This window comes from Henriciella marina, from assembly GCF_027213945.1.
GTDB lineage: Bacteria > Pseudomonadota > Alphaproteobacteria > Caulobacterales > Hyphomonadaceae > Henriciella > Henriciella marina_A.
Genome location: NZ_JAPWGW010000001.1, coordinates 586,525 through 609,156, shown reverse-complemented (window position 1 = coordinate 609,156; position 22,632 = coordinate 586,525). Strand labels below are relative to the sequence as shown.

Annotated in this window: 22 protein-coding genes; 9 read left to right on the top strand and 13 right to left on the bottom strand. The window is 60.7% G+C overall.

Going from position 1 to position 22,632, the window contains the following annotated elements; genetic code table 11:
• Window positions 1-46: 46 nt before the first annotated feature.
• Genes mtaB through O4G74_RS03060 form a run of 3 tightly spaced genes read left to right on the top strand, consistent with a single transcriptional unit; the run spans window position 47 to window position 3,305 of the window.
• Window positions 47-1,342: a tRNA (N(6)-L-threonylcarbamoyladenosine(37)-C(2))-methylthiotransferase MtaB gene (gene mtaB, locus O4G74_RS03070; protein ID WP_269401194.1), complete on the top strand. Its 1,296-nt coding sequence runs from the start codon at window positions 47-49 to the stop codon at window positions 1,340-1,342.
• Window positions 1,339-2,682 carry a signal recognition particle-docking protein FtsY gene (gene ftsY / locus O4G74_RS03065; RefSeq protein ID WP_269401193.1) on the top strand — a complete coding sequence of 448 codons (1,344 nt, stop codon included), beginning with the start codon at window positions 1,339-1,341 and terminating at the stop codon, window positions 2,680-2,682. Before mtaB ends, ftsY begins: the two co-directional genes overlap by 4 nt.
• Window positions 2,679-3,305: a 5-formyltetrahydrofolate cyclo-ligase gene (locus O4G74_RS03060; RefSeq protein WP_269401192.1), complete on the top strand. Its 627-nt coding sequence runs from the start codon at window positions 2,679-2,681 to the stop codon at window positions 3,303-3,305. The genes ftsY and O4G74_RS03060 overlap by 4 nt, the downstream gene beginning before the upstream one ends.
• Here the strand turns inward: O4G74_RS03060 and O4G74_RS03055 are convergent, their stop codons facing one another.
• Genes O4G74_RS03055 through argH form a run of 4 tightly spaced genes read right to left on the bottom strand, consistent with a single transcriptional unit; the run spans window position 3,306 to window position 8,904 of the window.
• Window positions 3,306-5,951 (bottom strand): DUF4175 domain-containing protein, encoded by a 2,646-nt coding sequence (locus O4G74_RS03055; protein WP_269401191.1) that lies wholly within the window; start codon window positions 5,949-5,951, stop codon window positions 3,306-3,308.
• Window positions 5,939-7,204, bottom strand: coding sequence for a diaminopimelate decarboxylase (gene lysA, locus O4G74_RS03050; RefSeq protein WP_269401190.1), 1,266 nt, complete (start codon window positions 7,202-7,204; stop codon window positions 5,939-5,941). The genes O4G74_RS03055 and lysA overlap by 13 nt, the downstream gene beginning before the upstream one ends.
• Before the next feature lie 12 nt (window positions 7,205-7,216).
• Entirely contained in the window at window positions 7,217-7,495 is a 279-nt protein-coding gene (gene lptM / locus O4G74_RS03045; RefSeq protein WP_269401189.1) for an LPS translocon maturation chaperone LptM, read from the bottom strand.
• The gene (argH, locus tag O4G74_RS03040) at window positions 7,492-8,904 is read right to left on the bottom strand and encodes an argininosuccinate lyase (RefSeq protein ID WP_269401188.1); all 1,413 of its coding nucleotides are present in this window, start codon (window positions 8,902-8,904) and stop codon (window positions 7,492-7,494) included. Before argH ends, lptM begins: the two co-directional genes overlap by 4 nt.
• Window positions 8,905-8,938: 34 nt before the next feature.
• On the opposite strand from argH, the gene O4G74_RS03035 reads away from it, so the two are divergent.
• Window positions 8,939-9,529: a TlpA family protein disulfide reductase gene (locus O4G74_RS03035; RefSeq protein ID WP_269401187.1), complete on the top strand. Its 591-nt coding sequence runs from the start codon at window positions 8,939-8,941 to the stop codon at window positions 9,527-9,529.
• Here the strand turns inward: O4G74_RS03035 and O4G74_RS03030 are convergent.
• The 5 genes from O4G74_RS03030 to rpmB all read right to left on the bottom strand — a co-directional run bounded on the left by O4G74_RS03030 (window position 9,526) and on the right by rpmB (window position 15,856).
• On the bottom strand, window positions 9,526-10,593 hold the full coding sequence (locus tag O4G74_RS03030; RefSeq protein WP_269401186.1) for an esterase-like activity of phytase family protein: 1,068 nt from the start codon (window positions 10,591-10,593) through the stop codon (window positions 9,526-9,528). The genes O4G74_RS03035 and O4G74_RS03030 overlap by 4 nt on opposite strands.
• A gap of 20 nt (window positions 10,594-10,613) precedes the next feature.
• Complete coding sequence (cobT, locus tag O4G74_RS03025) at window positions 10,614-12,617, bottom strand: cobaltochelatase subunit CobT (protein ID WP_269401185.1); 2,004 nt, start codon at window positions 12,615-12,617, stop codon at window positions 10,614-10,616.
• A 71-nt stretch (window positions 12,618-12,688) separates the two neighbouring features.
• On the bottom strand, window positions 12,689-13,672 hold the full coding sequence (cobS, locus tag O4G74_RS03020) for a cobaltochelatase subunit CobS (protein ID WP_119379273.1): 984 nt from the start codon (window positions 13,670-13,672) through the stop codon (window positions 12,689-12,691).
• A gap of 90 nt (window positions 13,673-13,762) precedes the next feature.
• The gene (locus O4G74_RS03015; RefSeq protein WP_269401184.1) at window positions 13,763-15,448 is read right to left on the bottom strand and encodes an amidohydrolase; all 1,686 of its coding nucleotides are present in this window, start codon (window positions 15,446-15,448) and stop codon (window positions 13,763-13,765) included.
• Between the two features lie 114 nt (window positions 15,449-15,562).
• The gene (gene rpmB / locus O4G74_RS03010) at window positions 15,563-15,856 is read right to left on the bottom strand and encodes a 50S ribosomal protein L28 (RefSeq protein ID WP_119379275.1); all 294 of its coding nucleotides are present in this window, start codon (window positions 15,854-15,856) and stop codon (window positions 15,563-15,565) included.
• 208 nt (window positions 15,857-16,064) lie between these two features.
• Between rpmB and O4G74_RS03005 the strand changes: the two genes are divergently transcribed.
• On the top strand, window positions 16,065-16,940 hold the full coding sequence (locus O4G74_RS03005; protein ID WP_269401183.1) for a DUF3108 domain-containing protein: 876 nt from the start codon (window positions 16,065-16,067) through the stop codon (window positions 16,938-16,940).
• Window positions 16,941-16,987: 47 nt separating this feature from the next.
• Window positions 16,988-17,800: an exodeoxyribonuclease III gene (locus O4G74_RS03000; protein WP_269401182.1), complete on the top strand. Its 813-nt coding sequence runs from the start codon at window positions 16,988-16,990 to the stop codon at window positions 17,798-17,800.
• A 9-nt stretch (window positions 17,801-17,809) separates the two neighbouring features.
• Here O4G74_RS03000 and O4G74_RS02995 read toward each other — a convergent pair whose 3' ends face one another.
• Window positions 17,810-18,499: a response regulator transcription factor gene (locus O4G74_RS02995; protein WP_269401181.1), complete on the bottom strand. Its 690-nt coding sequence runs from the start codon at window positions 18,497-18,499 to the stop codon at window positions 17,810-17,812.
• Between the two features lie 100 nt (window positions 18,500-18,599).
• Between O4G74_RS02995 and O4G74_RS02990 the strand changes: the two genes are divergently transcribed.
• Window positions 18,600-19,115, top strand: a complete 516-nt coding sequence (locus O4G74_RS02990; protein WP_269401180.1) for a L,D-transpeptidase family protein — start codon at window positions 18,600-18,602, stop codon at window positions 19,113-19,115.
• Here O4G74_RS02990 and O4G74_RS02985 read toward each other — a convergent pair.
• On the bottom strand, window positions 19,112-19,780 hold the full coding sequence (locus tag O4G74_RS02985) for a YggS family pyridoxal phosphate-dependent enzyme (RefSeq protein ID WP_269401179.1): 669 nt from the start codon (window positions 19,778-19,780) through the stop codon (window positions 19,112-19,114). The genes O4G74_RS02990 and O4G74_RS02985 overlap by 4 nt on opposite strands.
• 6 nt (window positions 19,781-19,786) lie before the next feature.
• On the opposite strand from O4G74_RS02985, the gene O4G74_RS02980 reads away from it, so the two are divergent.
• Window positions 19,787-20,401 (top strand): thiamine phosphate synthase, encoded by a 615-nt coding sequence (locus O4G74_RS02980; protein WP_269401178.1) that lies wholly within the window; start codon window positions 19,787-19,789, stop codon window positions 20,399-20,401.
• Window positions 20,402-20,404: 3 nt separating this feature from the next.
• On the opposite strand, the gene O4G74_RS02975 is transcribed toward O4G74_RS02980, so the two are convergent.
• Complete coding sequence (locus O4G74_RS02975) at window positions 20,405-20,842, bottom strand: NtrZ family periplasmic regulatory protein (RefSeq protein ID WP_269401177.1); 438 nt, start codon at window positions 20,840-20,842, stop codon at window positions 20,405-20,407.
• Window positions 20,843-20,894: 52 nt separating this feature from the next.
• Window positions 20,895-22,049 (bottom strand): porin, encoded by a 1,155-nt coding sequence (locus O4G74_RS02970; protein ID WP_269401176.1) that lies wholly within the window; start codon window positions 22,047-22,049, stop codon window positions 20,895-20,897.
• A 116-nt stretch (window positions 22,050-22,165) separates the two neighbouring features.
• Between O4G74_RS02970 and O4G74_RS02965 the strand changes: the two genes are divergently transcribed.
• The gene (locus tag O4G74_RS02965; RefSeq protein ID WP_269401175.1) at window positions 22,166-22,597 is read left to right on the top strand and encodes a DUF3576 domain-containing protein; all 432 of its coding nucleotides are present in this window, start codon (window positions 22,166-22,168) and stop codon (window positions 22,595-22,597) included.
• Window positions 22,598-22,632 lie beyond the last annotated feature (35 nt).

Below are 22,632 nucleotides of genomic sequence, written 5' to 3'. Positions count from 1 at the left end.
CGGGCATTCGGCGCGATGTGGCGGGGTCTGGACAGGCATTCTGGCAATGACGGCAACGAAAGATCCCAAACCGACGGCTTCGGCCTCGCGCGCCCGCGTGATTACGCTCGGCTGCCGCCTCAACTCTTATGAGAGTGAGGTGATGCGCGGGCATGCCGACGCTGCAGGTCTGGAAGATGCCATTATCGTCAATACCTGCGCGGTGACGTCCGAGGCCGTGCGAAGCGCGCGCCAGACCATCCGCCGCGCCAGGAAAGACAATCCGGGTGCCCGCATCCTGGTGACGGGCTGCGCGGCACAGATCAATCCGGATGAATTTGCGGCCATGCCGGAAGTTGACCGAGTGATTGGCAATCATGAGAAGATGCAGGCCGGGACGTGGGCCTCGCCAGCACTGCATGAGGGCCACGAGAAGATCCTCGTCAACGACATCATGTCGGTGAAGGAAACCGCCGGCCACCTCATCGATGGGATGGAGGGCCGGGCGCGCGCCTATGTTCAGGTCCAGAATGGCTGTGACCATCGCTGCACCTTCTGCATTATCCCTTACGGCCGCGGCAACTCGCGCTCGGTGCCCGCAGGCGAGGTGGTCCAGATGCTCCGCCGCCTGGTTGAGACGGGCCATTATGAAGTCGTGCTGACCGGTGTCGACCTCACGAGCTGGGGCGCAGACCTCCCCGGCCAGCCGCAGCTTGGCAATCTGGTCCAGCGTATCCTGAAACTGGTGCCGGAGTTGGAACAGCTACGCATCTCGTCCATCGACGCGATCGAGATGGATGACGCGCTGTTTGAGGCGATTGGCGACCCGCGTCTTGCGCCCTTCATGCATCTCTCGCTGCAGCATGGTGACAATCTCATGCTGAAGCGGATGAAGCGGCGTCATTCGCGCGAGGATGCGATTGAGCTTGCCGATAAACTACGCGCCATCCGCCCTGACATCGCGCTTGGCGCCGATATCATTGCTGGGTTTCCGACAGAGACCGAGAGCGCCTTCGAAAATTCGATGCGCCTCGTTGAGGACTGCACCCTCGCCTTCCTGCACGTCTTTCCCTACAGCCCGCGGCCCGGCACGCCTGCCGCGCGCATGCCGCAGCTGGAGAAGGCCCTCATCAAGGAGCGCGCCGCGCGCCTGCGCGAAGTGGGTGAGCGCGCCCTCGCCCGCCACCTCGACACGCATGTCGGCGCGGTGCGGGATGTTCTGGTCGAGCAGGAGAATGACGGGCGACTTTCCGATTTCTCGCGGGTTGCGTTGACGGGGTTTGCCACGCTTGAGGCTGGACGCCCCGTTCCCGCGCGGATAGTCGCTCAGGATGGACAGAAACTGATCGCGGAGCCTGCATGATCCTCTGGTTCGGAAAGAAAAAGAAAAAAGACGAGCTGGAAGACGCCGGCGCGCAGATGCGCGAGCCGGAGCTGTCCGCCGAAGAGCTGGCCGCGAAGGAAGCTGCCGAGAAGGCAGAGGCTGAGCGCAAGGCGGCAGAAGAGGCCGCTGAGGCAGAACGCAAAGCTGCTGAACAGGCCAAGATCGACGCCGCGATCGCCGAAGCCAACAAGGCCTGGGAAGAGCGCCAGAAGCGCGAAGCAGCCGAAGCAGATGACGAAGCGGCCCGTCAGAAAGCCGAAAACGAACTCAAGATCCTTGAGGAGCGTCGCCGTGCCGAAGCCGCGCGCGAGGAAGCGCGCCGCAAGGAAGAAGAGCGCCAGGCCGCCATCGCCCGCGGGGAACCTGACCCTTATGCCGAAGTCCGCGACCCGGGCTTTTTCGACAAGTTGTCGGGCGGGCTCTCCAAGTCATCTTCAAAGCTCGGCACCGGGCTTACAGGCATGTTCGGCGGCCGCAGGCTGGACGACGACGCGCTGGAAGACCTCGAAGACTTGCTGATCATGTCCGACATGGGCGCGAAGGTATCGTCGAAGATTACAGCGAACCTCGCAAAGACCCGGTTCGACAAGGATATCAGCGACGACGAAATCCGCATTGCGCTGGCCTCGGAGATTGAAGCCATTATGAAGCCGCGCGAACAGGTCGTCGATTTCGCCGACGGGCCACGCCCGCGTGTCGTCCTGTTTGTCGGCGTAAACGGGTCTGGCAAGACGACGACGATTGGCAAGATTGCCTCGAAGCTGAAAGAGCAAGGCGCCAAGGCGCTTCTCGTGGCCGGCGACACTTTCCGCGCTGCCGCCATTGAGCAACTGACCGTCTGGGGTGAGCGCGCCGGTATTCCGGTTCTTTCCAAGCCAACGGGCGCTGATGCCGCTGGTCTCGTTTATGAGGCCATAGAAAAGGCGCAGCGCGAAGATCTCGACCTTGTTCTCGTCGATACGGCAGGCCGTCTTCAGAACAAGGCCGAGCTCATGTCAGAGCTCGCGAAGATCGTTCGTGTCACCCGCAAGCTTGACCCGGATGCACCGCATGATGTGATCCTCGTCCTCGATGCCACGGTAGGGCAAAATGCATTGAGCCAGGTCGAAGCCTTCCGGCATACTGCAGGTGTATCAGGTATCGTGATGACCAAGCTTGATGGCACCGCGAAGGGCGGCGTTCTCGTTGCTGTTGCCGAAGCCCACGCCCTGCCGATCCACTTTGTTGGCGTCGGCGAGAAGGCCGAAGACCTGCAGCCCTTCAGCGCTTCAGCCTATGCGAAGGCCCTCGTTGGCCTTGGCCAGGAAGAAACGGTTTGAGCGCCGGGGACGAGAAAGCTGCCCTCCGGCGTGAGCTGAAGACCTTGCGCGAAGAAGCGCATGCGCGCGACCCTGACGCCGGTGAAACACTGGCATCCAAGTTTCCGCTGAAGCTGTTTGAGCGTTACGGGCCCCTCGTTGCAGGCTACCTACCGATCGGAAGCGAGATTGATCCGCTACCGCTAATGGAACGGCTTGAGGGTGAAGGCGCAAGGCTTGCCCTGCCGCGTCTTGAGACCGATGGGTCAATGACATTCCGGGCCTGGTCCTCGAATGATGCTCTCGAGAAGGCCTCCATGGGCCTTCGCCAGCCGATCGAGAGTGCGGAGATGGTTCATCCGACACTCGTATTGATGCCTCTACTCGCTTTCGACGGGCATGGTACGCGCCTTGGCTATGGCAAGGGTTTCTATGACCGCACGGTTTCAGGATTGCGCGTCAATGGACGTGTCTTCGCCTGCGGGGTCGGCTTTCATGCGCAGATGCTGGACCAGCTACCAGCCGAACCACACGACCAGCCTCTGGACTGGGCCGTAACCGAGCGCGGCTCTGTGCCCATTTTCATGATGCGGACCTTCAAGGGTGATGGCGGCCCGAATGACAACGGGCCGAGCGCTGCCTGATCAGAAGCGGTCGAGCAGGCGCTCAAGGTAGTTGCGCTCTTCTTCATCAGCCGGGTCGCCATAGCGGCGGCGGAGCTCTTCCAGAATATCCTTGGCCCGCTGACGTTCAGCCTCGTCGGGAATGTTGACATCACGGCTGTCTGAGGTGCCGCCCATTGGCCGTCCAAACGGATCGACCCGGTCACCGCCATTGCCGTATTCTTCGCCGAGGCGGTCGCGTTTGAGATCGTCGAGTTCGCGCGCAAGGCCTTCGGCGAGGTCCCGTATCTGATCGGTCGCATCATCCTGATTTCGGATCGCACGGAAATTGTTGCCGTCCTCAAGCGCCTCAGCGGCGCGGCGCTGCGCCCGCTCAATAGCCTCAAGGGTTTCCTCGTCGACCGTCCCGCCTGCGCCAGCGCCATCCTCGCTGCTGTTACCTTCGCGGCCACGCCGACGGGCAAGCTCTTCGACAAGATCACCCAGACGGGCCTGGCGTTCGGTCAACGTGCCGCCGCGGCTTGAGCTGCCATCTTCGCCCTCTTCCTTACCAGACTGGGTGCCTGACTCACCCTGCTGGCCCTGTTGCTGGTTTCCGGGCGGCTGGCCGGGTTGGCTGCGCCGTTCGCCGCGCTGCTCAGCCAGCGTGTCATCATTGAGGTCGCGCTGTTCGCGCAGCAGGTCTGACAGTTCCTGAAGGGTTTCGGACAGCTCGCGCTCCTCCTCAGGCATGTCGTCGTCATTCTCACCCGGCTCACCCGGCATGCCGGGGAAGCCTTCGCCGCTGCCATTGCCCTGTTGGAACTGCAAGTTCTCAAGCATGTTGGTGATGTCGGCGAGCAGCTGCCTTGCCTGATCACTCGCACCGGTTTCGGTGAGGTCAGACAGCGCGTTCAGCATGTCAGCAAAATCGCTGCCCCCCATGCCGGAGCCGCCGCCCTGTGCGCTATCAGTATCGCTCGGCGGGGCATCAAGACCGTTCGCCAAGGCTTCGGCCATCCGGGCCGCGAGATAGTTCTGCGCGGCCTGTTTGAACGCTTCCATGCGTCGCTGAATCTCAGCTTCTGAGGCGCCGTCGCGCAGCGCTTCCTCAAGGGCCTGACGCGCGGCCTGCAAGGCGCGCAGGGCATCAGCGGCACTGCCATATTCGGCCCGGAGTGCCAGTGACCAGAGAAGCGGCTCTGTCTCATCGGCCTCGTCGGTGGAACTTGCCGCCTGCAGAATAGATCCGGCATGGCTGAGGCCGAAATAGACGTTCACATCCTCGAAGAAGCGTTCGGGCTTGTAGGTGACAGCGTCTATCATCAGGGAGGCGCGCTGGATCCCTGCAGGCGCGCGTGAAATCCGCTGCGTCGCTTCGGTGAAAACCTCATTCTGGACAAGGCTTTCGCGGTTCGCCGTTACTGTCAGCGTATACTCATCATCCTCGCGAAGGATCGTGACCCGGATATCCTGAATGGCCCGGGCGAGTGGCTGGAGGAGCAGTTTTTCAGGGAGGATGAAAACGGCCTCTTCGCTGAAACCGGTCTGACCGGCCCCGTCCGCCACCCGAAGTCTCGCGCTGACCTCGAGGCCCGCCCAGCGGTGGCGCGTGAGGTCGATCGACGCCACCTCCTGCGACTCGCGCGGCGAAATTCCCGGCATCTGCAGATCGACGATCTCTGCGGGGCTATCTGTTCCCTGATCGGTACGTTGAAGGACGAGCTGCAAGGCGTCGACGCCGTAATCGTCAGCGAGCTTCCACTCGAACTCCGTCCGGTCGAGCGGGGTCATTTCAGGCGTCGAGACCCATTCTACTTCCGGCGGATTGTCTGGTGAAGCCAAGATGCGCCAGCTTGCCCGCGCCCCCCACCAGCTGACGCGCAGATCACTATCGGCAGCGATGATCGCGCGCGCCTCATAAGCGCCTTCCGGGGTTTTACTAAATCGGACCCGTTCGCGGCGTTCCTCGCTCTCGATGATAAGATTAGGCGCTGAAGGTGCCTGCGCCCGCACCGTTAGTTCAGAACCTGCAGGCACGCGAACCGGCGCGGCATCAGCGGCGAGGAAGACAGGTGGTTTGCCGGTATGCTCCGGCGGTGTGATCCATGCCTCAATACGGATATTTTCTGCGCCGAACAGGCTGCCAACATCCGGGCTGAAAGCGCGCGACAGTCGCTCACCCGCCACAGAGAATGACATGAAAGCCGCGACAGCTAGCAAGGCAGGCAGGATGAATCGCAGATAGAGCGGGTCCGAGGCACGCCATTCAGCGCTAAAGTCCGGAACGTTCAGCCTGCGCGCGGCATCTGTCAGATCGGTCTCATGCGCCCGCCAAAGCGCAACACCGCTTGCGTCAGGTCTTGCCGGGCGGTCCTGCAGTGCAGAAAGGGGACGCAGCTCGGACTGGCGGTCCAGCAGGCGTATCGCCTCGGCGCGTTCCGGCTCGCGATAACGCGAAGCGCCGAACCAGACGAGTGGCAGAAGTCCAGCGAGAAAAATAACAAGCGCGATCGAAGCCAGCTTTTCGCTGACCCCGTCGAGAAGCCCGGTCAGCGCCATGACGAAAAAAATCGTCACAAAAACAGCGAGAGGCCAGAATGCGCGGGCCGTACTCAGCCTCCAGAGCGCCGCTTTCGTTCGGGCGATCTTGGGCTCGAGTCCGGGGATCCTTTTCAGCTCAGCCAATCGGGCATGCTCTCCAATGCGATCATCTCGTCGAAGTCAGGTCGCCTGCGAATGACGGCATAGCGGTCTCCATCGACCAGGACTTCCGGAACGAGAGGCCTCGCATTGTATTGCGACGAAAGCACGGCACCGTAGGCACCCGCTGACATTACAGCCAGACGGTCGCCCCCTTCAATGCGCGGCATGTCACGCTCTGCAGCAAACTTGTCCGTAGACTCGCAGATGGGTCCGACAATGTCGTAGCGCACCTGTTCATTATCTGCGCCGCGCTCGCGGAGCGGGAGGATATCATGATGTGCCTGATAGAGGGCAGGGCGCATCAGATCATTCATGCCGGCATCGACCATCAGGAAGTTGCGTTGCGGCGCCGGTTTAACGAAGAGAGCCTCGGTCACAAGCACACCCGCATTGCCCGCGATGACGCGGCCCGGCTCAAGTATGACTTCCAGACCCATCCCTTCGGTGACCTCCCGGATCATCTTTGCATAGGCAGAAGGCGGCGGAGGATTGTCGCCCGACTTGTAGGGAATGCCGAGACCGCCGCCGAGATCCACACGCCGGATATCATGACCGTCAGCACGCAGGTCTGTGACCAGCGTCATGACTTTCTCGAAGGCCGCGCGCATTGGCGCAATATCGTCGATCTGTGACCCAATGTGCACATCGACACCGACCGCCTCGACACCATCCGTCTCTGCGATCTGGGCATAGGCCTGCCGGGCTTCGTTCCAGGGCACGCCGAACTTGTCGCCTGCCTTGCCGGTCGAGATGTTAGGATGTCCGCCAGCCGCGACATCCGGATTAACCCTGACAGCAACTTTAGCTGTCTTGCCGACAGATTTCGCGACCGCAGCGAGCACGCCAAGCTCTGCCGAGCTCTCAATGTTGAACTGGTGAATGCCCTCTTCCAGCGCGAGGCGCATTTCGGACCGTGTCTTTCCGACACCGGAAAACACGATCTTGCTCGCCGGGATACCCGCCTTTCGGGCACGCATCAGTTCCCCGCCGCTTACGACGTCAGCGCCGCATCCTTCGGCAGCCAGCGTTTTCAGTACGCCGAGGTTGCCGTTCGCCTTTACTGAATAGGCAATGAGGCAACTCATGCCGTCAAACGCATCTGCGATCACGCGCGCATGACGGCGCAGCGTGGCAGATGAGTAGACATAGACAGGTGTGCCGACATCGTCGGCAATCGTATCCAGCGCCACATCCTCGCAATGGAGGCGGCCTTGCTTGTAATTGAAATGGTGCAAAAGGCTCGGTCCTTAGTCCGGCGAGACTTCATCTAGACCCGTTTCGCCAATGTCAGCTTCTGGGTCCGCTTTCGGGATCTCACCGCCGAGGCCATTGTAATAGGCCTGGTCTTCCGAACGGGCTGGCGCAGCAGCAACTTCGACAGTCGATGCGACAGGCTGGCGAGCCTCTTCGTCAGGCGGAGAAGAAAAGATTGGCGGCGGCCGGTCCAGGTCGCCGCGAACGCCGCAGCCACTCAGCACGCCAGCGGCAACCGCAAAAAGGCCAATCGTTGTCAGTCGTTTCATCATGATGTGGCCTCCAGGCCGAGACGTTTGTTCCATAGCTCAATCTGCTCCTTCACGCGGACAGGCGCAGTGCCGCCATAGCTTTCGCGGCTGGCGGCAGACGCTTCGACGCTTAGCACGGAAAAGACGGCGTCTGTAAGGCGCGGTTCGACTTCCTGCATGGAATTTAAGGAAAGCGCCTCGAGGCCGATACCATCCGCCTCTGCCATGGCCACAATGCGCCCAGTCACATGGTGCGCATCGCGGAAAGGAAGCTTCAGTTCGCGCACCAGCCAGTCAGCAAGATCGGTCGCCGTGGAATAGCCCTTCGCCGCCGCCGCGCGCATATTTGCCTTGTCGAAGCTGATCGTCTCCATCATCCCGGCCATGGCGCGGGCACAGAGGTCGAACGTATCGAAAGCTTCGAAGGTCAGGCGCTTATCGTCCTGCAGGTCCTTTGCGTAAGCGAGCGGCAATGCCTTCACCGCGCCCTGCAAACTGGCAAACTGACCGGCGATCAGCGCGGCCTTGGCGCGGATCAGCTCCGCGGCATCAGGGTTGCGCTTTTGAGGCATTATGGACGAGCCGGTCGACCACTCATCGGAAAGCCGCGCAAAGCCGAACTGTGCGCTGGTCCAGAGGACAATTTCCTCGGCCAGACGCGAAAGGTGCGTCGCCGCAATGGAAAGCGCCGCCAGCGCTTCGAGTGCAAAGTCGCGCGCCGACACGGCATCGAGAGAATTTGCCATCGGCCTGTCGAAACCGAGCGCTTCGGCAGTAGCATCCCGGTCGATTGGAAAGCCTGTGCCCGCGAGTGCAGCGGCGCCGAGTGGCGACTCATTCGCGCGCGAGGCGGCGCCGAGAAGCCGCGACTTGTCGCGCTCGATCATCTCGACATAAGCAAGCAGGTGATGGCCGAGCGTAACGGGCTGCGCCGTCTGCAGGTGTGTGAAGCCCGGCATGATCGTATCCGCATGCTCCCCCGCGCGGGTCAGCAGGATACGCTGGAGCGCGCTGAGCGCTCGCGTCGCCTCGCCGATGGCGCCTCGCGTCCAGAGACGGAAGCCGGTGACGACCTGATCATTGCGCGAGCGGGCGGTGTGCAGGCGCCCGGCCGGAGCACCGATCAGCTCTTTCAGCCGCGCCTCGATATTCATGTGAATGTCTTCAAGCTCTACCCGGTAAGGGAAGGTGCCGGCCTTTACCTCTTCAAGGACCTGATCGAGGCCGTCCTGTATGGCGACATTATCCTCTTCGGCGATGATACCGGTCTCTGCCAGCATGTCAGCATGGGCGCGGCTGCCCGCGATGTCCTGGAGCACCATGCGGCGGTCGACATCAATTGAGGCGTTGATCGACTGCATGATGTCGGACGGTTGCGCGGCAAAGCGTCCTCCCCACATCTGCTGGCCTTTCGAGGGATTATCTACCATGTCCTGCATCCTGGATACTTAAGAGGGGTTCGGTATGTCCCGCCTTGTGAAACTCGCTATTACGGCCCTGGTCCTTGTCGGGCTCGCGGGGGTGTCTTTGACATTGCTTCAGGCAACTTCCAAGGGCGGAAGTAAGGACGAGATTGCCAATCTTGCCACTGGGTCGATTGCCGCACTGGATGTTTCAAATCGCGGAGAGACTGTCTCAACCGCCGCGTTCGACGGTCCGGACGGAGAGAAAGTCACGCTGGCCGACTTTGAAGGTCGCAATATCCTGGTCAATTTCTGGGCCACATGGTGCGCACCGTGCGAGCGAGAAATGCCGTCTCTAGCCGCGCTGCAGACCGCCAGAGGCGATGAGAACTTCCAGATCGTCGCGATCAGCATCGATGCAGAAGAAGACCGCGATTATGCTCGCCAGCGCCTGCAGGAACTCACCGACGGTGTCATAGATTTCTATTTCGTCCCGCCAGAGCGCTGGGAAGTCGTCTATGATAGCGGAGCGCGCGGTTTTCCGACGACGGTCATCTATGACGAGACCGGCGCAGAAATCGCCCGCCTGGCCGGGGAAGCGGCCTGGGATTCCTATGAGGCTATCGCTCTAATCGACGCGATCAAGAACTAGGCCGGACCCGTCGTCTCAAAGATGTAGAGCAGCGTGCGCTGGTTCTCGCTGAAATTATCGTCTGACATTATGAAGATGCGGCGACGCTGGTCGTCCAGCGGCAGAACGGCGATCGCCTCGAAATTATCGAGGTTGAGTGGCGCCGCCATAAAGGCGAGCGTCCTGGTCTCACCGTCAGCGCCGCGCACCCGGATACCAATCGCGTTCTGACGCGTCAGCGGGTTATAGGCGCGGTGGAGACTGTAAAGCTCGTCACCAATCACATCGAGGCCAACCAGCGGCGTGCCATCCGCCTTTATCCACGGCACGGCCGCGAAAGATACATCGCTGTCCTGGGTGGCCACGCCAAGCGGCCCGTCACCACCCACCAGCGTTTCAAGCCCCAACAACAGCTCCCCGTCCCGCAGAGCAAGGCCTTCCGGACCCGAATTCTCGCTTATCGACCGACCGAGCCCCGTTGGGCGCGCGCCCAAGCTGGCCACCCGTACCGCGCGCGCATTGCCGCCGCAGCGTTCAAAGGCAAACGCCTCGACCCGGTGGTCACGTTCGAAGCTGACAAAGGCAATGCCGTCTTCGACATGCAAACCTTCGGCGTCGGCTTCCGATTTGCCGGTCAGGATTTCTCCGTCCGCACCCCTCAGATAGGTGAGAGTCGCTTGCCCCTGCAGCGTGAGCGCGGATTGATCGAAAGGGATGCGCACGAATGCGCCCGCATCAGATATTGCGAGCAGGTCACCGCCCGGCAGAATGTCGAGACCGGAAAGCCCACCGAAAGATGCCAGCGGCGCATCCAGGGCCCAGCCCTTCACGAATTCGACGCCCGTCAAGGCGCGGGCAACAGCCTCCGTGGGTCCGAGGTCTACTGGCTCTGCCGCCATGATGAAGGACATGGCGAAGCCCACAGGCTCGCCATCGGCGCAGGAGCTGTCTGCAAAATTGCTATCGGCCGCGTCATAGACCCACAAATCCGCCGGGGGCGACGCTGGCGCTTCGGGCGTGCCAGAACTGCAGCCGACAACGCCCAGCGCCAGCAGGGATGCGGCGAATAGAAAAGTCTGGTTCATCTCTAATGTCCTGCTGGAGATCAGCTCTTGGAGGCCTTGCGAGCAATATCCTGCATTGATGTCACTTTGACATCACGCGAGCCATAGCGAGGGCCGCCGCGCGCGGTTTCAGATACACCGCTGGTCGCGGTATCTGGCCTTGCGACGCTGCGCGGTGCCTGTACTGCCATCGCTTTCTGGTCTGGCAGATTGTCTTTTTCGTCGAAGAGGCTTGCCAGCTGCTCGGTAATCGCGCCGCCAAGCTGTTCGGCATCCACAAGGGTAACCGCCCGCTTGTAGTAACGCGTCACGTCATGCCCGATACCGATGGCGATCAGTTCAACGGGGCTGCGGTTCTCGATCTCGGCGATGACCTGGCGCAGGTGGCGTTCCAGATAGTTGCCGACATTTACACTCAGCGTGGAATCGTCGACCGGCGCGCCATCAGAGATGACCATCATGATCTTGCGCTGCTCTGACCGGCCGAGAATACGGTCATGGGCCCAGAGGAGCGCCTCGCCGTCGATATTCTCCTTTAACAGGCCTTCACGCATCATCAGGCCGAGATTCTTGCGCGCGCGGCGCCATGGGGCATCCGCAGACTTATAGATGATGTGGCGCAGATCATTGAGGCGGCCCGGGCCGGCAGGCTTATTAGCCTTCACCCAGTCCTCACGGGCAAGACCGCCCTTCCAGGCCTTGGTCGTAAAGCCGAGGATCTCCACCTTCACGCCGCAACGCTCCAGCGTCCGCGCGAGAATGTCAGCGCAGAGCGCAGCGATCATGATCGGGCGACCACGCATGGAGCCAGAATTATCAAGCAGCAGCGTGACAACCGTGTCGCGGAACTCAGAGTCGTCTTCCTGCTTGAAGGAAAGCGGCGCTGTCGGGTCTGTAATGACGCGGGTGAGGCGAGCGGTATCCAACACGCCCTCTTCCAGATCGAAGGACCATGACCGGTTCTGCTGCGCCATCAGACGGCGCTGCAGGCGGTTGGCCAGTTTGGAAACCGCGCCCTGAAGCGATTGCAGCTGATGGTCGAGATAGGCGCGAAGCCGTGTCAGTTCTTCCGGATCGCAGAGGTCAGCGGCCTTGGCGATCTCATCATGCGCGGTGGTGAAGACGCGATAGGAAAAGTCCTGGCGGTCATCGCCGTCACGGAAGTTCGGGCGGAGCGGCTTGGAGCCGTCATCGCTCTCTTCATAGTCGTCCTCACCCTCAGCTTCGGCGTCAGCGTCTACGGAGACATTCGTCTCTTCGCCTTCGACATCGTCGCTTTCGCCAGCTTCCATCTCCTCGGTTGAGGAGCCCTCGGTCTCATCGCCCTGCTCGGAATCGTCGCTGGAGGTTTCCTGCTGCTCGGATTGCTCCTCGCTTTCGGTCTCGCTCTCTTCTTCCTGATCGTCGCCAGCCTCGTCTCCCTCTGTGAGGTCCTTGATGAGGCGCTGGACAGTCTTTGCAAAGGCGCGCTGGTCGTTGAGTTGCGTCAGCAGTTCGTCCAGCGCATTACCGCCGCGTTCCGTCACTTCATCGCGCCAGATGGAAGCGATGCCTTCTGCTTCCGCGGGCAATTTGCGGCCGGTCAGCTTTTCGCGCAGCAAGAACTCGATCGCCGGCGCGATTGGCGCTTCCGTGCGATCCTGCATACGGCTATAGCCTGCCTTCTCGCAACGCGCGGCGAGGGCAGCGTCGAGATTATCAGCGGTGCCGTCCATCGCGTTTGCACCGATGGATTCAATGCGGGCGCGCTCTGCAGCCTCATAGACCTGACGGGCCATCTCACCGCTTGGACGTTCCGCCAGGTGTGCAGCCGCGTCATGGTGGGCCATACGCAGCGATAGCGCGTCAGCTTCGCCGCGGGCACGAGCCGCCTGCTCTTTCGAAAGCTCGCGTGGCGGCGCCTGCAGGACAAGCCGGTTTTCTTCAGCCCGGCCCGCCTCAGAGACAAAGCTCGTCTCCACATCGCGTGTCTGGCTCATGGCCTTCGCCGTTGCGGCAAGGGCCTGCTTGAAGAGTTCGTAGGGCGTATCGTCCTGTTTAGACATGGTCCTCACTTAGCGCCCGCTATCGCAGTTGCGAAGGGTTTTGCATGCAGGCGGCAGCCTGCCGCTCAAATTCAGGCGACGCGTACCATCAGCGCGCTTTCCGGCAGGTCTTCACCGAAACAGCGCTGATACATCTCTGCCACGAGCGGGCGTTCGAGTTCGTCGCACTTGTTGAGGAAGGTCATCCTGAAGGAATGGCCAAGGTCGCCAAAGATCCGGTAGTTCTCTGCCCAGGTGATCACGGTACGCGGGCTCATGACGGTGGAAATATCGCCGTTCATGAATGCGTTCCGGGTCAGGTCCGCCAAGCGCACCATCTTGGACAGAAGCTCCTTGTCGAGATCTGTCGCCTTGGTCGAGATGATCTCCACTTCGGCATCATGCTCAAGATAGTTGAGTGTGGTGACGATGCTCCAGCGGTCCATCTGGCCCTGGTTGAGCTGCTGGGTCCCGTGATAGAGGCCCGTGGTATCGCCGAGACCGACAGTGTTCGTCGTCGCAAACAGACGGAAATAGGGGTTCGGCGAGATGACGCGGTTCTGGTCGAGTAGCGTGAGGCGGCCAGAGGCCTCCAGAACGCGCTGGATCACGAACATCACGTCCGGACGGCCGGCATCGTATTCATCGAAGGTGATCGCGACCGGGCGTTGCAGCGCCCAAGGCAGGATACCTTCACGAAATTCGGTGACCTGAACGCCTTCTTTCAGCACGATTGCGTCCTTGCCGACCATGTCGATCCGGCTGACATGACTGTCGAGGTTGATGCGGATCATCGGCCAGTTCAGGCGGGCCGCAACCTGCTCGATATGGGTCGACTTGCCGGTGCCGTGATAGCCCTGCACCATCACACGGCGATTGTGCTCGAAGCCCGCCAGGATCGCCAGCGTTGTCTGAGGATCGAACCGGTAGGATTCGTCAATCTCCGGCACATATTCGGTCTTCGTTTCGAAGCCGTGCACGACCATGTCGGTGTCGATGCCGAAAACATCACGGACCTTGATCTCTACGGTCGGCTCAAGCTCGGTCAGAACATCGGTATCGCTGGTCAGGCTCATAAACTATTGTCCTCGATTTAGTCTCGCGGGTCTCACGAAATGGGTTCTAGCACGCGAATGACATGCGACTAGTGCGACGTGAGGTAAAGGTCACTCCGCCGCAGACCAGACGATTTCACCGTTCACAACTGTCATCACTGCATTTGCTTCCAGAATTTCAGCTTCCGGAACGCTCATGAGGTCGCGGTCGAAGACGGAGAAGTCAGCAATCTTGCCCGGTTCAATCGTGCCGAGATCTTTTTCCATGAAGGCGGCATAGGCCGCCGCCGAGGTAAAGAGCGCGAGGGCGTCCGGTCGGGAAAGCGCCTGCTCAGGATGCCAGCCAGCGCCGGAATTGCCATCAAGATCCTTTCGCGCGACAGCGGCATAGAATTCTATCAGCGGCGAGCCAACCTCAACCGGCGCGTCCGATCCGCCTGCGATGACCGCGCCTGCATCAAGAAGGTCCTGCCAGGCATACGCCCCTTCCAGACGGTCAGCCCCAAGCCGGGCAGGGGCGAATTTGAGATCGCCGATGGCATGTGATGGCTGCATCGACGCAATGAGACCGAGCCCGGGGATGCGCGAGATGTCGCCCGGGTGGACAATCTGTGTGTGCTCAATGCGCCAGCGAAGGTCGCCGTCCAGCGAAAGCTCTTCATAAACGTCCAGGATGCGCCGGTTCGCGAGATCGCCGATAGCATGGATAGCCAGCTGTACATCGTTCTCTTCTGCACGCTTCATCAGGCGTTCCAGACCCTCAGCGTCCAGCAGCGAAAGCCCGTTCGTGTCGGGGCGGTCCGAATAAGGCTCGATCAGAAGCGCGCCGCGAGAGCCGAGCGCGCCATCCATGTAAAGCTTCACGGCCCGGTTTGTGATCGTATCGGTCTCGAAGGCATGCGCCTTGGCAATCTGGAAGCCATCCTCCGAGAAAGCGTTATAAATCCGCACAGGCAATTCGCCGCTCTCATCCAGGGCTTCCATGACTTCGGCATGTGCGGGCGGCACACTCATATTGTGCAGGCCGGTCCAGCCGCGTTCTGCGTAGACACCGGCACCTTCAGCGTAAGCCCGGCGAACGTCTTCTTCTGTCGGTGCCGCGACGAGGCCCCAGACCGGCGTCATGGCATTATCGATCAGGATGCCGGTCGCCTTGCCATTCTCATTGCGCTCGATCTTGCCGCCTTCAACATCAAGGGTGGTATCATCGATCCCGGCCGCACGGAGCGCCGCAGAACTGGCGACGAGTGCGTGCCCGTCGGCACGGCCCAGAATGACAATGCGGTCGCCAACAACAGCGTCGAGGTCGGCAGCCGTCGGCATACGCCCTTCCGGCCAGCCCGTTTCAATCCAGCCGCGCCCGACAATGATGGCGTCCTCGCCAAGGCCCTCAGCTTCTGCCTCGATCCGCGTCACCAGCTCGTCGATGGATGCTGTGCCTGCAAGGTCCAGTGACAGCTCTCTCTGGCCAATCCCGATGAGATGCGCGTGCGAGTCCGTGAAGCCGGGATACATGAAATGATTATTCAGGCTGACAAATTCGGCGTTCTCGATTTCGACCTCTGCGTCGAGGTTGTCGACGGAGCCTGTCCAGACGATGCGGCCACCGCCATCCACGGCCACAGTGTCCACCGTTTCACTGCCGATACCGGTATAGATCGTGCCGTTGGAGAAGACCCGTGTCGCACTTGGACGGACGGTCTCGTTCGGTTTCGGCGTATCTGTCGGTGTTGGCGGAGATGACTGCGCGCAGGATGCAAGCAGGATGGCTGACAGGAAAATTGCGGGTCGCAGCATCTTTGGGCTCCTTGAAAACATTTGTTTCTGGCTGGCCCATAAGTGTGATCAACGCAAACAAAAACGCGCCCCGTATGGAGCGCGTTTTCTTGGTCTGTAGAAGATCAGGTGACCTTAGGCGCTTGCTTCAGCAGCCTGCTTTTCGATGTCGCGCTTGATCTTGAGGGCTTTCGGGGAAAGCGTGTCGTCCTTCGACTTTGCAAGATAGCCGTCGAGGCCGCCATGCTTGTCGACGGTGCGCAGGGTCTTTGCCGCAATGCGCAGGGATACGTCCCGGCCCAGGGTTTCGGACCGCAGGGTCACGTTCACCAGGTTCGGGAGGAACCGGCGCTTGGTCTTAACATTCGAGTGGCTCACTTTGTGGCCGACGATCGGCTTGACGCCTGAAAGTTCGCATTGGCGTGCCATGGGGCGCTCGCTTAATAGTGTTAGATTAAATCCGAAGCGGCGCTCATACGCGCCAGCCACGCAAACGTCAACCGTCCCGCTCAGCCGGTTACACACGGCCAAATTGAGGTATTATCGCGGCGAAGTCAGGTTGACCCTGTTCAGCTGCCATTCTGTTATGCACTTATATATGATGAGCGCCAACGTCTCGAACCAAGGACTTTCCCTCATGAAAAAGCTGATCGCCGCCACGAGCCTTGTAGCGCTTGCGACCGCAGGTCTGTCTTCCGCGCAATCGACTTCGGTTGCCGCCACAATGTCTCCACTCGGTGAGGTGCGCGCCGGAGAGCCGATGCGCCTCGTCTATGAAGTGAAAGCGACCGCCTGGGCGCTCTTCATCCCAATCACGGGCCGGGCGAATTTCCGCATGGACCTTCAGCCCGACACCTACTCGATCAATGGTGTTGTGAAGACGACGGGTCTCGCTGACATCCTGGTCAATTATGACATGCGCCTCGCTGCCAGTGGCTATGTCCGCGACGATCGCCTCGAGCCATATGCCTATGTCTCCCAGAACCGGGACGGCAAGAAGAACCGCCGCGTCGAGATGACTTATGGCGCGTCCGACGTCGCAATGACGGCGAAGCCCGCCTTCGGCAATCTGGGTGAGCCACCAGCTACGCCAGCTCAGAAGCTGGAAGCAGCTGACCCGCTTACGGCTTTCCTTGGCCACGCCTTCACGCCGCGCCCGGCAGACGGCAATCCATGCGGCGGCCCGATGAAAATCTTCGATGGCCGTCAGCTGACCCATCTCCACTTCGAGAATGCCGGTCTCAAACAAGTGAAAACCGACGCCTATCGCGGCGAAGCCTATGAGTGCCATGTTTCGATGGACAAGATCGCCGGCTACGACGCCGATGAGATCAATGCGAAAGAGACGCTGACTGGCATAGATGGCCCGCTGCGCATGTGGATGGCCCCCATGGATAACGGCACTTTCATGCCGGTGAAGATCCAGGCCGATACAGATGCAATCGGATCAGTGACCCTGCAGGTGTCGAAGCTTCGCTATGAGCCGATCCCGGAGCCGTCCAATGAAGGTTAGCCAGTCGCCGCGTTGACCGGTCAGGACCACGCGGCTAAGGCGAGCGGATGCCCGCGCAGCCACTCAAAATCACCACCTGGAACATCAACTCGATCCGCTTGCGGGCACCGAACGTGCAGGCTTTCCTGAAAGAGGAAAGCTCTGACGTTCTCTGCCTGCAGGAGATCAAGTGCCAGACCGACCAGTTCCCGCAGAAAGCCTTCCGCGAGATCGGCTATGATCATTTTCAGATCTTCGGCCAGTCAGGCGGCCATCATGGCGTCGCGATTGTTTCGCGTCACCCGATTGAGCCGGTCGAGGCGCATCCGCTCTGCCGCGAAGGCCACGCCCGCGTGCAAACCGCGAGCATCAAGGGCGCGCTGATCCATAATATCTACCTGCCCGCAGGCGGCGATGAGCCAGACCCGGTCAAGAATGACAAGTTCGCTCACAAGCTGGACTTCCTCGAATGCATGGCACGCGACTTTGCGTCGTCGGCGCAGGCCTCAGAACCTCACATTCTCGTCGGTGATCTCAATGTCGCCCCGCACGAAAATGATGTCTGGTCGCACAAGCAGCTACTGAAAATCGTTTCGCACACGCCGGTTGAGACCGAGGCACTCGACAAAGCGCGCAAGGCAGGCGGGTTCACCGATATCGCGCGCGCCCATCATGCCGATGATCAGAAGCTCTACACCTGGTGGTCGTACCGGGCGAAGGACTGGGCGGCCTCAAACCGCGGCCGGCGCCTTGATCATATCTGGGGCAACGATGCCGCCATGGCCGGGGCCGATCTGAAGACTTACAGCATTCATCTTGGCTGGCGCGGCGGATGGAAACCGTCCGATCACGCGCCTGTCAGCACGACATTCCATGTCTAGGCTGCGCGCCTAGCCTGCCTGCAGCCTGTATCCGCCAGCTTCGGTAATCAGGATGCGGGCATTCGCCGGATCTGGCTCAATCTTCTGGCGCAGCCGGTAGACATGCGTCTCCAGCGTATGGGTCGTCACGGCTGCGTTGTATCCCCAGACCTCAGCGAGCAGTTCCTCGCGGGCAACAGCCTTGCCGCCCGCTCTGTAGAGGTATTTGAGGATGTTCGTTTCCTTTTCGGTCAGCCGCACCTTCTGGTCGCTTGACGTGACAAGCAGCTTCATCGCCGGCTGGAACTCGTATGGGCCGAGCGTGAAGGTTGCGTCTTCGCTCTGCTCAAAGCTTCGAAGGTGTGCGCGCACACGGGCAAGCAGGACCGAGAACCGGAAAGGCTTGGTGACATAATCGTTCGCGCCGGATTCCAGCCCAAGGATGGTGTCGGCGTCGCTATCCTGCCCCGTCAGCATCACGACAGGCGCACGAAGGCCCCGTTGGCGCATCAGTTTGCAGGCTTCGCGCCCGTCCATGTCCGGCATGTCTACATCGAGGAGGACGAGGTCAAACCGCTGCGTCTCAATCAGCTTCAGGGCCTCGGACGCATTGGCTGCCTCCATCGCCTCGAAGCCGTCATGCAGATTGAACTGTTCTGCGAGAGCGCTGCGAAGTTCGTCATCATCATCGACGAGAAGAAGTGTCTTTGTGCTGATCATGTAGAGCGATGCCGGGTTGCTGGCTGTTGGCGGGACGCGATACACATAACACCGACTCGCCGTCGAATAACTAGATGATCACGATTTTGGGAGCGGCCAGATGCCGACACGTTTCCGGGTGACCCCCGACAGGAAAATTATCGGCCAGGGCCTGACCTTCCAGTGCGCGATCGGGAAAGGTGGCATGGTGGACGCCGGTAAAAAGACTGAAGGTGACGGCGCCTCGCCCATCGGCCTCTGGAAGATCAAGCGTGTCTTCTGGCGCGCCGACAAGTTTGATCGGCCAAAGACTGCGCTGCCAATAACACCGCTTCACCCAGACGATGGCTGGTGCGATGAGCCGGGCGACCCGCTCTATAACTGCGCCGTTAAACGGCCTTATCCCGCAAGCCACGAAGTCATGTGGCGTGAGGATGATCTCTACGATATCGTCGTCCAGCTCAGCCATAACACCGACCCGGTCGTTCCCGGCAAAGGCAGCGCCATTTTCATGCATATCGCGAAGCCGGACTATTCACCGACCGAAGGTTGTATCGCGCTTGCCCTGGACGATCTCAAGGATCTGCTGTCCCATTGTGACAGGGACGCAGAAATCGAGATCCTGCGCGCAAGCTAGCCGGTGTAGCGCTCTCCAAAGAAGGCACTACCGACCCGGACATGCGTCGCGCCGAGCTTTGCGCCAAGCTCATAGTCAGCGCTCATTCCCATCGACACCCAGGGCAGGCCCGCCCGGTCGGCAAGCTTCTTCAGAAGTGCAAAATGCGGACCCGCAGGCTCTTCCACAGGCGGGATCGCCATCAGCCCCTTAAGCTCACCCGGATAGGTCTGTCGCGTATAGTCTATCAGTTCTTCGAGGTCGGCCGGAAGGACGCCGGACTTCTGCTCTTCCTCCCCTGTATTTACCTGGATCAGCAGATCCGGAAACCGGTTCAGCTTTTCTGCCGCCGCTGTCAGCGTGCGTACGATCTTCTTGCGGTCGACAGTCTGGATCACATCGAACAGGGCGACGGCATCTTCTGATTTGTTGCTCTGAAGCGGACCGATCATGTGCAGGGAGAGACCTTCAATGTCCCGCCTGTGCTGCCAGTGGTCCTGCGCCTCCTGCACCCGGTTTTCGCCGAACACCCGCTGCCCGCAATCAAGTGCGGCCTGCAGGCGCTCATCCGGTTGTTTCTTGGAAACGGCGACAAGTTCGACGGGCTTGTCCGCCGCTGCGGCGAGCTGTTTCAGGATCTCGTCCCGGCCGGCGGCTATGTCGTTGGAAAGGTCAGTGCTAGGCATGCAGGGATGAAGCACGCCGCAGCCGCCTCCCGCAAGTTCCGAAACGCCGCGCACCTTGCGCAGGCGCATACCGGCCCGCTGCTTCCCGGCGGTTTCTTTGTGACGGATCCGGCACGCATAAGTGATGCGCGTGCCGTCATCGCCCGGCTACCTGACGGCATCGGCGTCATCATCCGGCACTTCGGCCAGGCAGATGCGATGCAGCAGGCCTTCGATATCGTCAGTGACTGCCAGATAGCAGGGCGGATTGTTCTGATCGGGGCCGATCCAGACCTCGCGTTCGAAACCGGCGCGGATGGTGTTCACTGGCCTTTCCGGCTGCGGGGTGATCTTCGCCGCATGAAGCCCGACCCCGGGCTGCTCCACACACTGAGCGTCCACTCATCCACCGAGCTGCGCGCAGCACGGGCTTACCCTGTCAACGCGCTCATCTATTCGACCGTTTTTCCATCAGTCAGTCCGAGTGCCGGACATCCGATCGGGCTCTCCCGCTTTGCCGCGGCGGCAGCGAGGTCACCGGTCCCGCTCTACGCGCTCGGTGGAATTACGTCAGCAAATGCAGAAAAAGCCGCCCTGTTCGGCGGCTTTGCAAGCGTTTCGGCGTTTGAGGCGCTTCTGTAAAAGCTAGAACTTGAAAGCAGACCGAAGGCGGATACCCGTCTCAATGGTCTCATTCTGCAGCTGCTGAAGCTCATCAAGCTCCGTTGCACCGAGGGTCAGCTCACCGCCAACGCTAATGCGGGGCGTGATCCGGAATTCTGCGCCTGCACGCATTTCCTCACGCGCGAGCGGCGAACCGTCGGGCCGTGAAGTCATGTCTACGCTCAACTGCCAGCGATCACCCTTGATCCAGGCAAGGCGAACTTCCTTGCTGGGCGCGCCTTGCCAGATCGGCGTTGCGTCTGATGGTGAGCTCAGCGTGAACTGGCGGTACCAGTCCGGCTGGGCTTTCTCGGTCTCGGAAACGGTCGGCGGCGACAGCTCAATAGCCTCAGACTGCGCCGTGGCCGGAAGGGCCGCGAAAACGCCGAGTGCTGCAAGAGCTGCTACAGAATAATTCATTTGCCACCTTTGTTACGCCGCTACTTAATCAAAGGAGCGCGCAAATTGAACATTAATTCCTGCTCATTTCGAAAAAATCGGCCTGGAGTGTGATTTCTACCACAACGCCCTTGCTTGTGCGGTTGCTGCCGGACGTGCTCAGACGTTCATGTTGATATGAAAGGGCTACGTCGAAACCGTCTGAAAGTTCCCTCTTCGCCGCTATACTCACGCCCTCCGAAGAAAGCCGTGCGAGATCGTCATCGGCCTCGCCATAGTTCAGCGATACGCGCGTCTCGCCAAAGTCATGGGCTAGACCTGCTTCCCAGGCCGAATAATCGCCGCCGCTGAAGCCATTATCGCTTTGCAGCAAAGAGATGCCGAATTCGGTGTCGTCGCGCTCGATGTTCGCGCCCAGTGACCATGTTTCCATCCGGTCACGGGTCAGTCCGGCGACATCATCCGGCTCGGCAGCAGACCAGGCAAGCGAGGCCTCGATCCGGATGCCCGAGGCGCGAAGCGTGCGCGACAGGTTTGCAGCGGCCTCAACGACATTTCCTAGTCCGGGCTGGCCGGTGGCGTCCGACAGGCTGCGGTCAAGGTTCTGTCCATCGCCCTCAGGCGTGAATGAAAGGCCTGCCCGAAGGCCCAGAATGCGCGGGCTGGCATAGCTGAGCTTTGCGGACGGTCCGGTCACATCATGATTGGTTCGGTTTATCTTGAGCCCTGTCGGATCGAGATATGGGTTTGCCACGGCGGAATAAGTGAGTGCGCTCGGCGCCCCCTCAAAGAATCTGGCGGCAACACCCCGATCCTTACCGATCCGGAGTTCACCATAGCCCCCATCAGCCCGGAGATAAGCTGCCTCAACCCGTCCTCGCGCTCCCGTCTCAGCGCTGTCGAACCCTCCGGAAAGTCCGCTGTAAGCGCCGGCAAGCGCCGAACCCGTACCGAAATCTCCAGCGAAGCCGGGGCGCAGCGGATGGTCCCTCTGGCCGCGCAGCGTTATGCGGGCGCCAAGCTCGGTCCCGTTCCGGAGAATGGTCTCGGCTTCGGTATCAAGGCTTATTTCGTAGAGGACTGCTTCGCTGTCGGCGCGCTTGTCATCAAGCAGCGACACGACGGTTGCTGCCTCGAAATCGCTCTCGATATCGAGGGGCAGGGCGAATGCTTGCGGCATTAGCGCCGCAATGAATATCGCGGCAGAGAGGAGCAGGGCTGATCTCATCGGGAGGGCGTCCAATCGATTGCTTCTCGCCGAGCACATATCAGCACTGGCCCGACGGGTCCCAGATGATATACAGAGCGGTTCGTGAAGAAGATATTGCCGACAGGATATTCGTAATGAACGCTTCCACAATGATCGCCGCTGCTCTCACCGGGGTGTTCGCTCTCTCAGGCTGCCTGTTCTCGGGCAATAGCGGCGCTCAGAATATCAGCGTTGCCGAAAGCTTCGAAGGCGGGGTCAATCCTTACCTCTGGCGCGCCAGCCTCGATACGTTGAACACGCTGCCTCTGACCACGGCTGACCCGGTTGGCGGCATCATCAACTATGACTGGAAGTCCTATCCGGACGCTGAGGGTGAGCGCATCCGCGCAACTGTCTACATTCTGGACTCGCGGCTACGGGCCGACGGCGTGAAAGTCTCCGTCTTCCGCCAGGTTCAGGACAACGGCCAGTGGACGGACGCCCCTGTGGATCAAGCCACAAGTGTCCAGCTTGAGAACGCCATCCTGACGCGTGCGCGCGTTCTCAAATCTTCAGAACTCAGCTAGGCGCGACAAGCCAGCTTACATAATTGCAGGAGGGA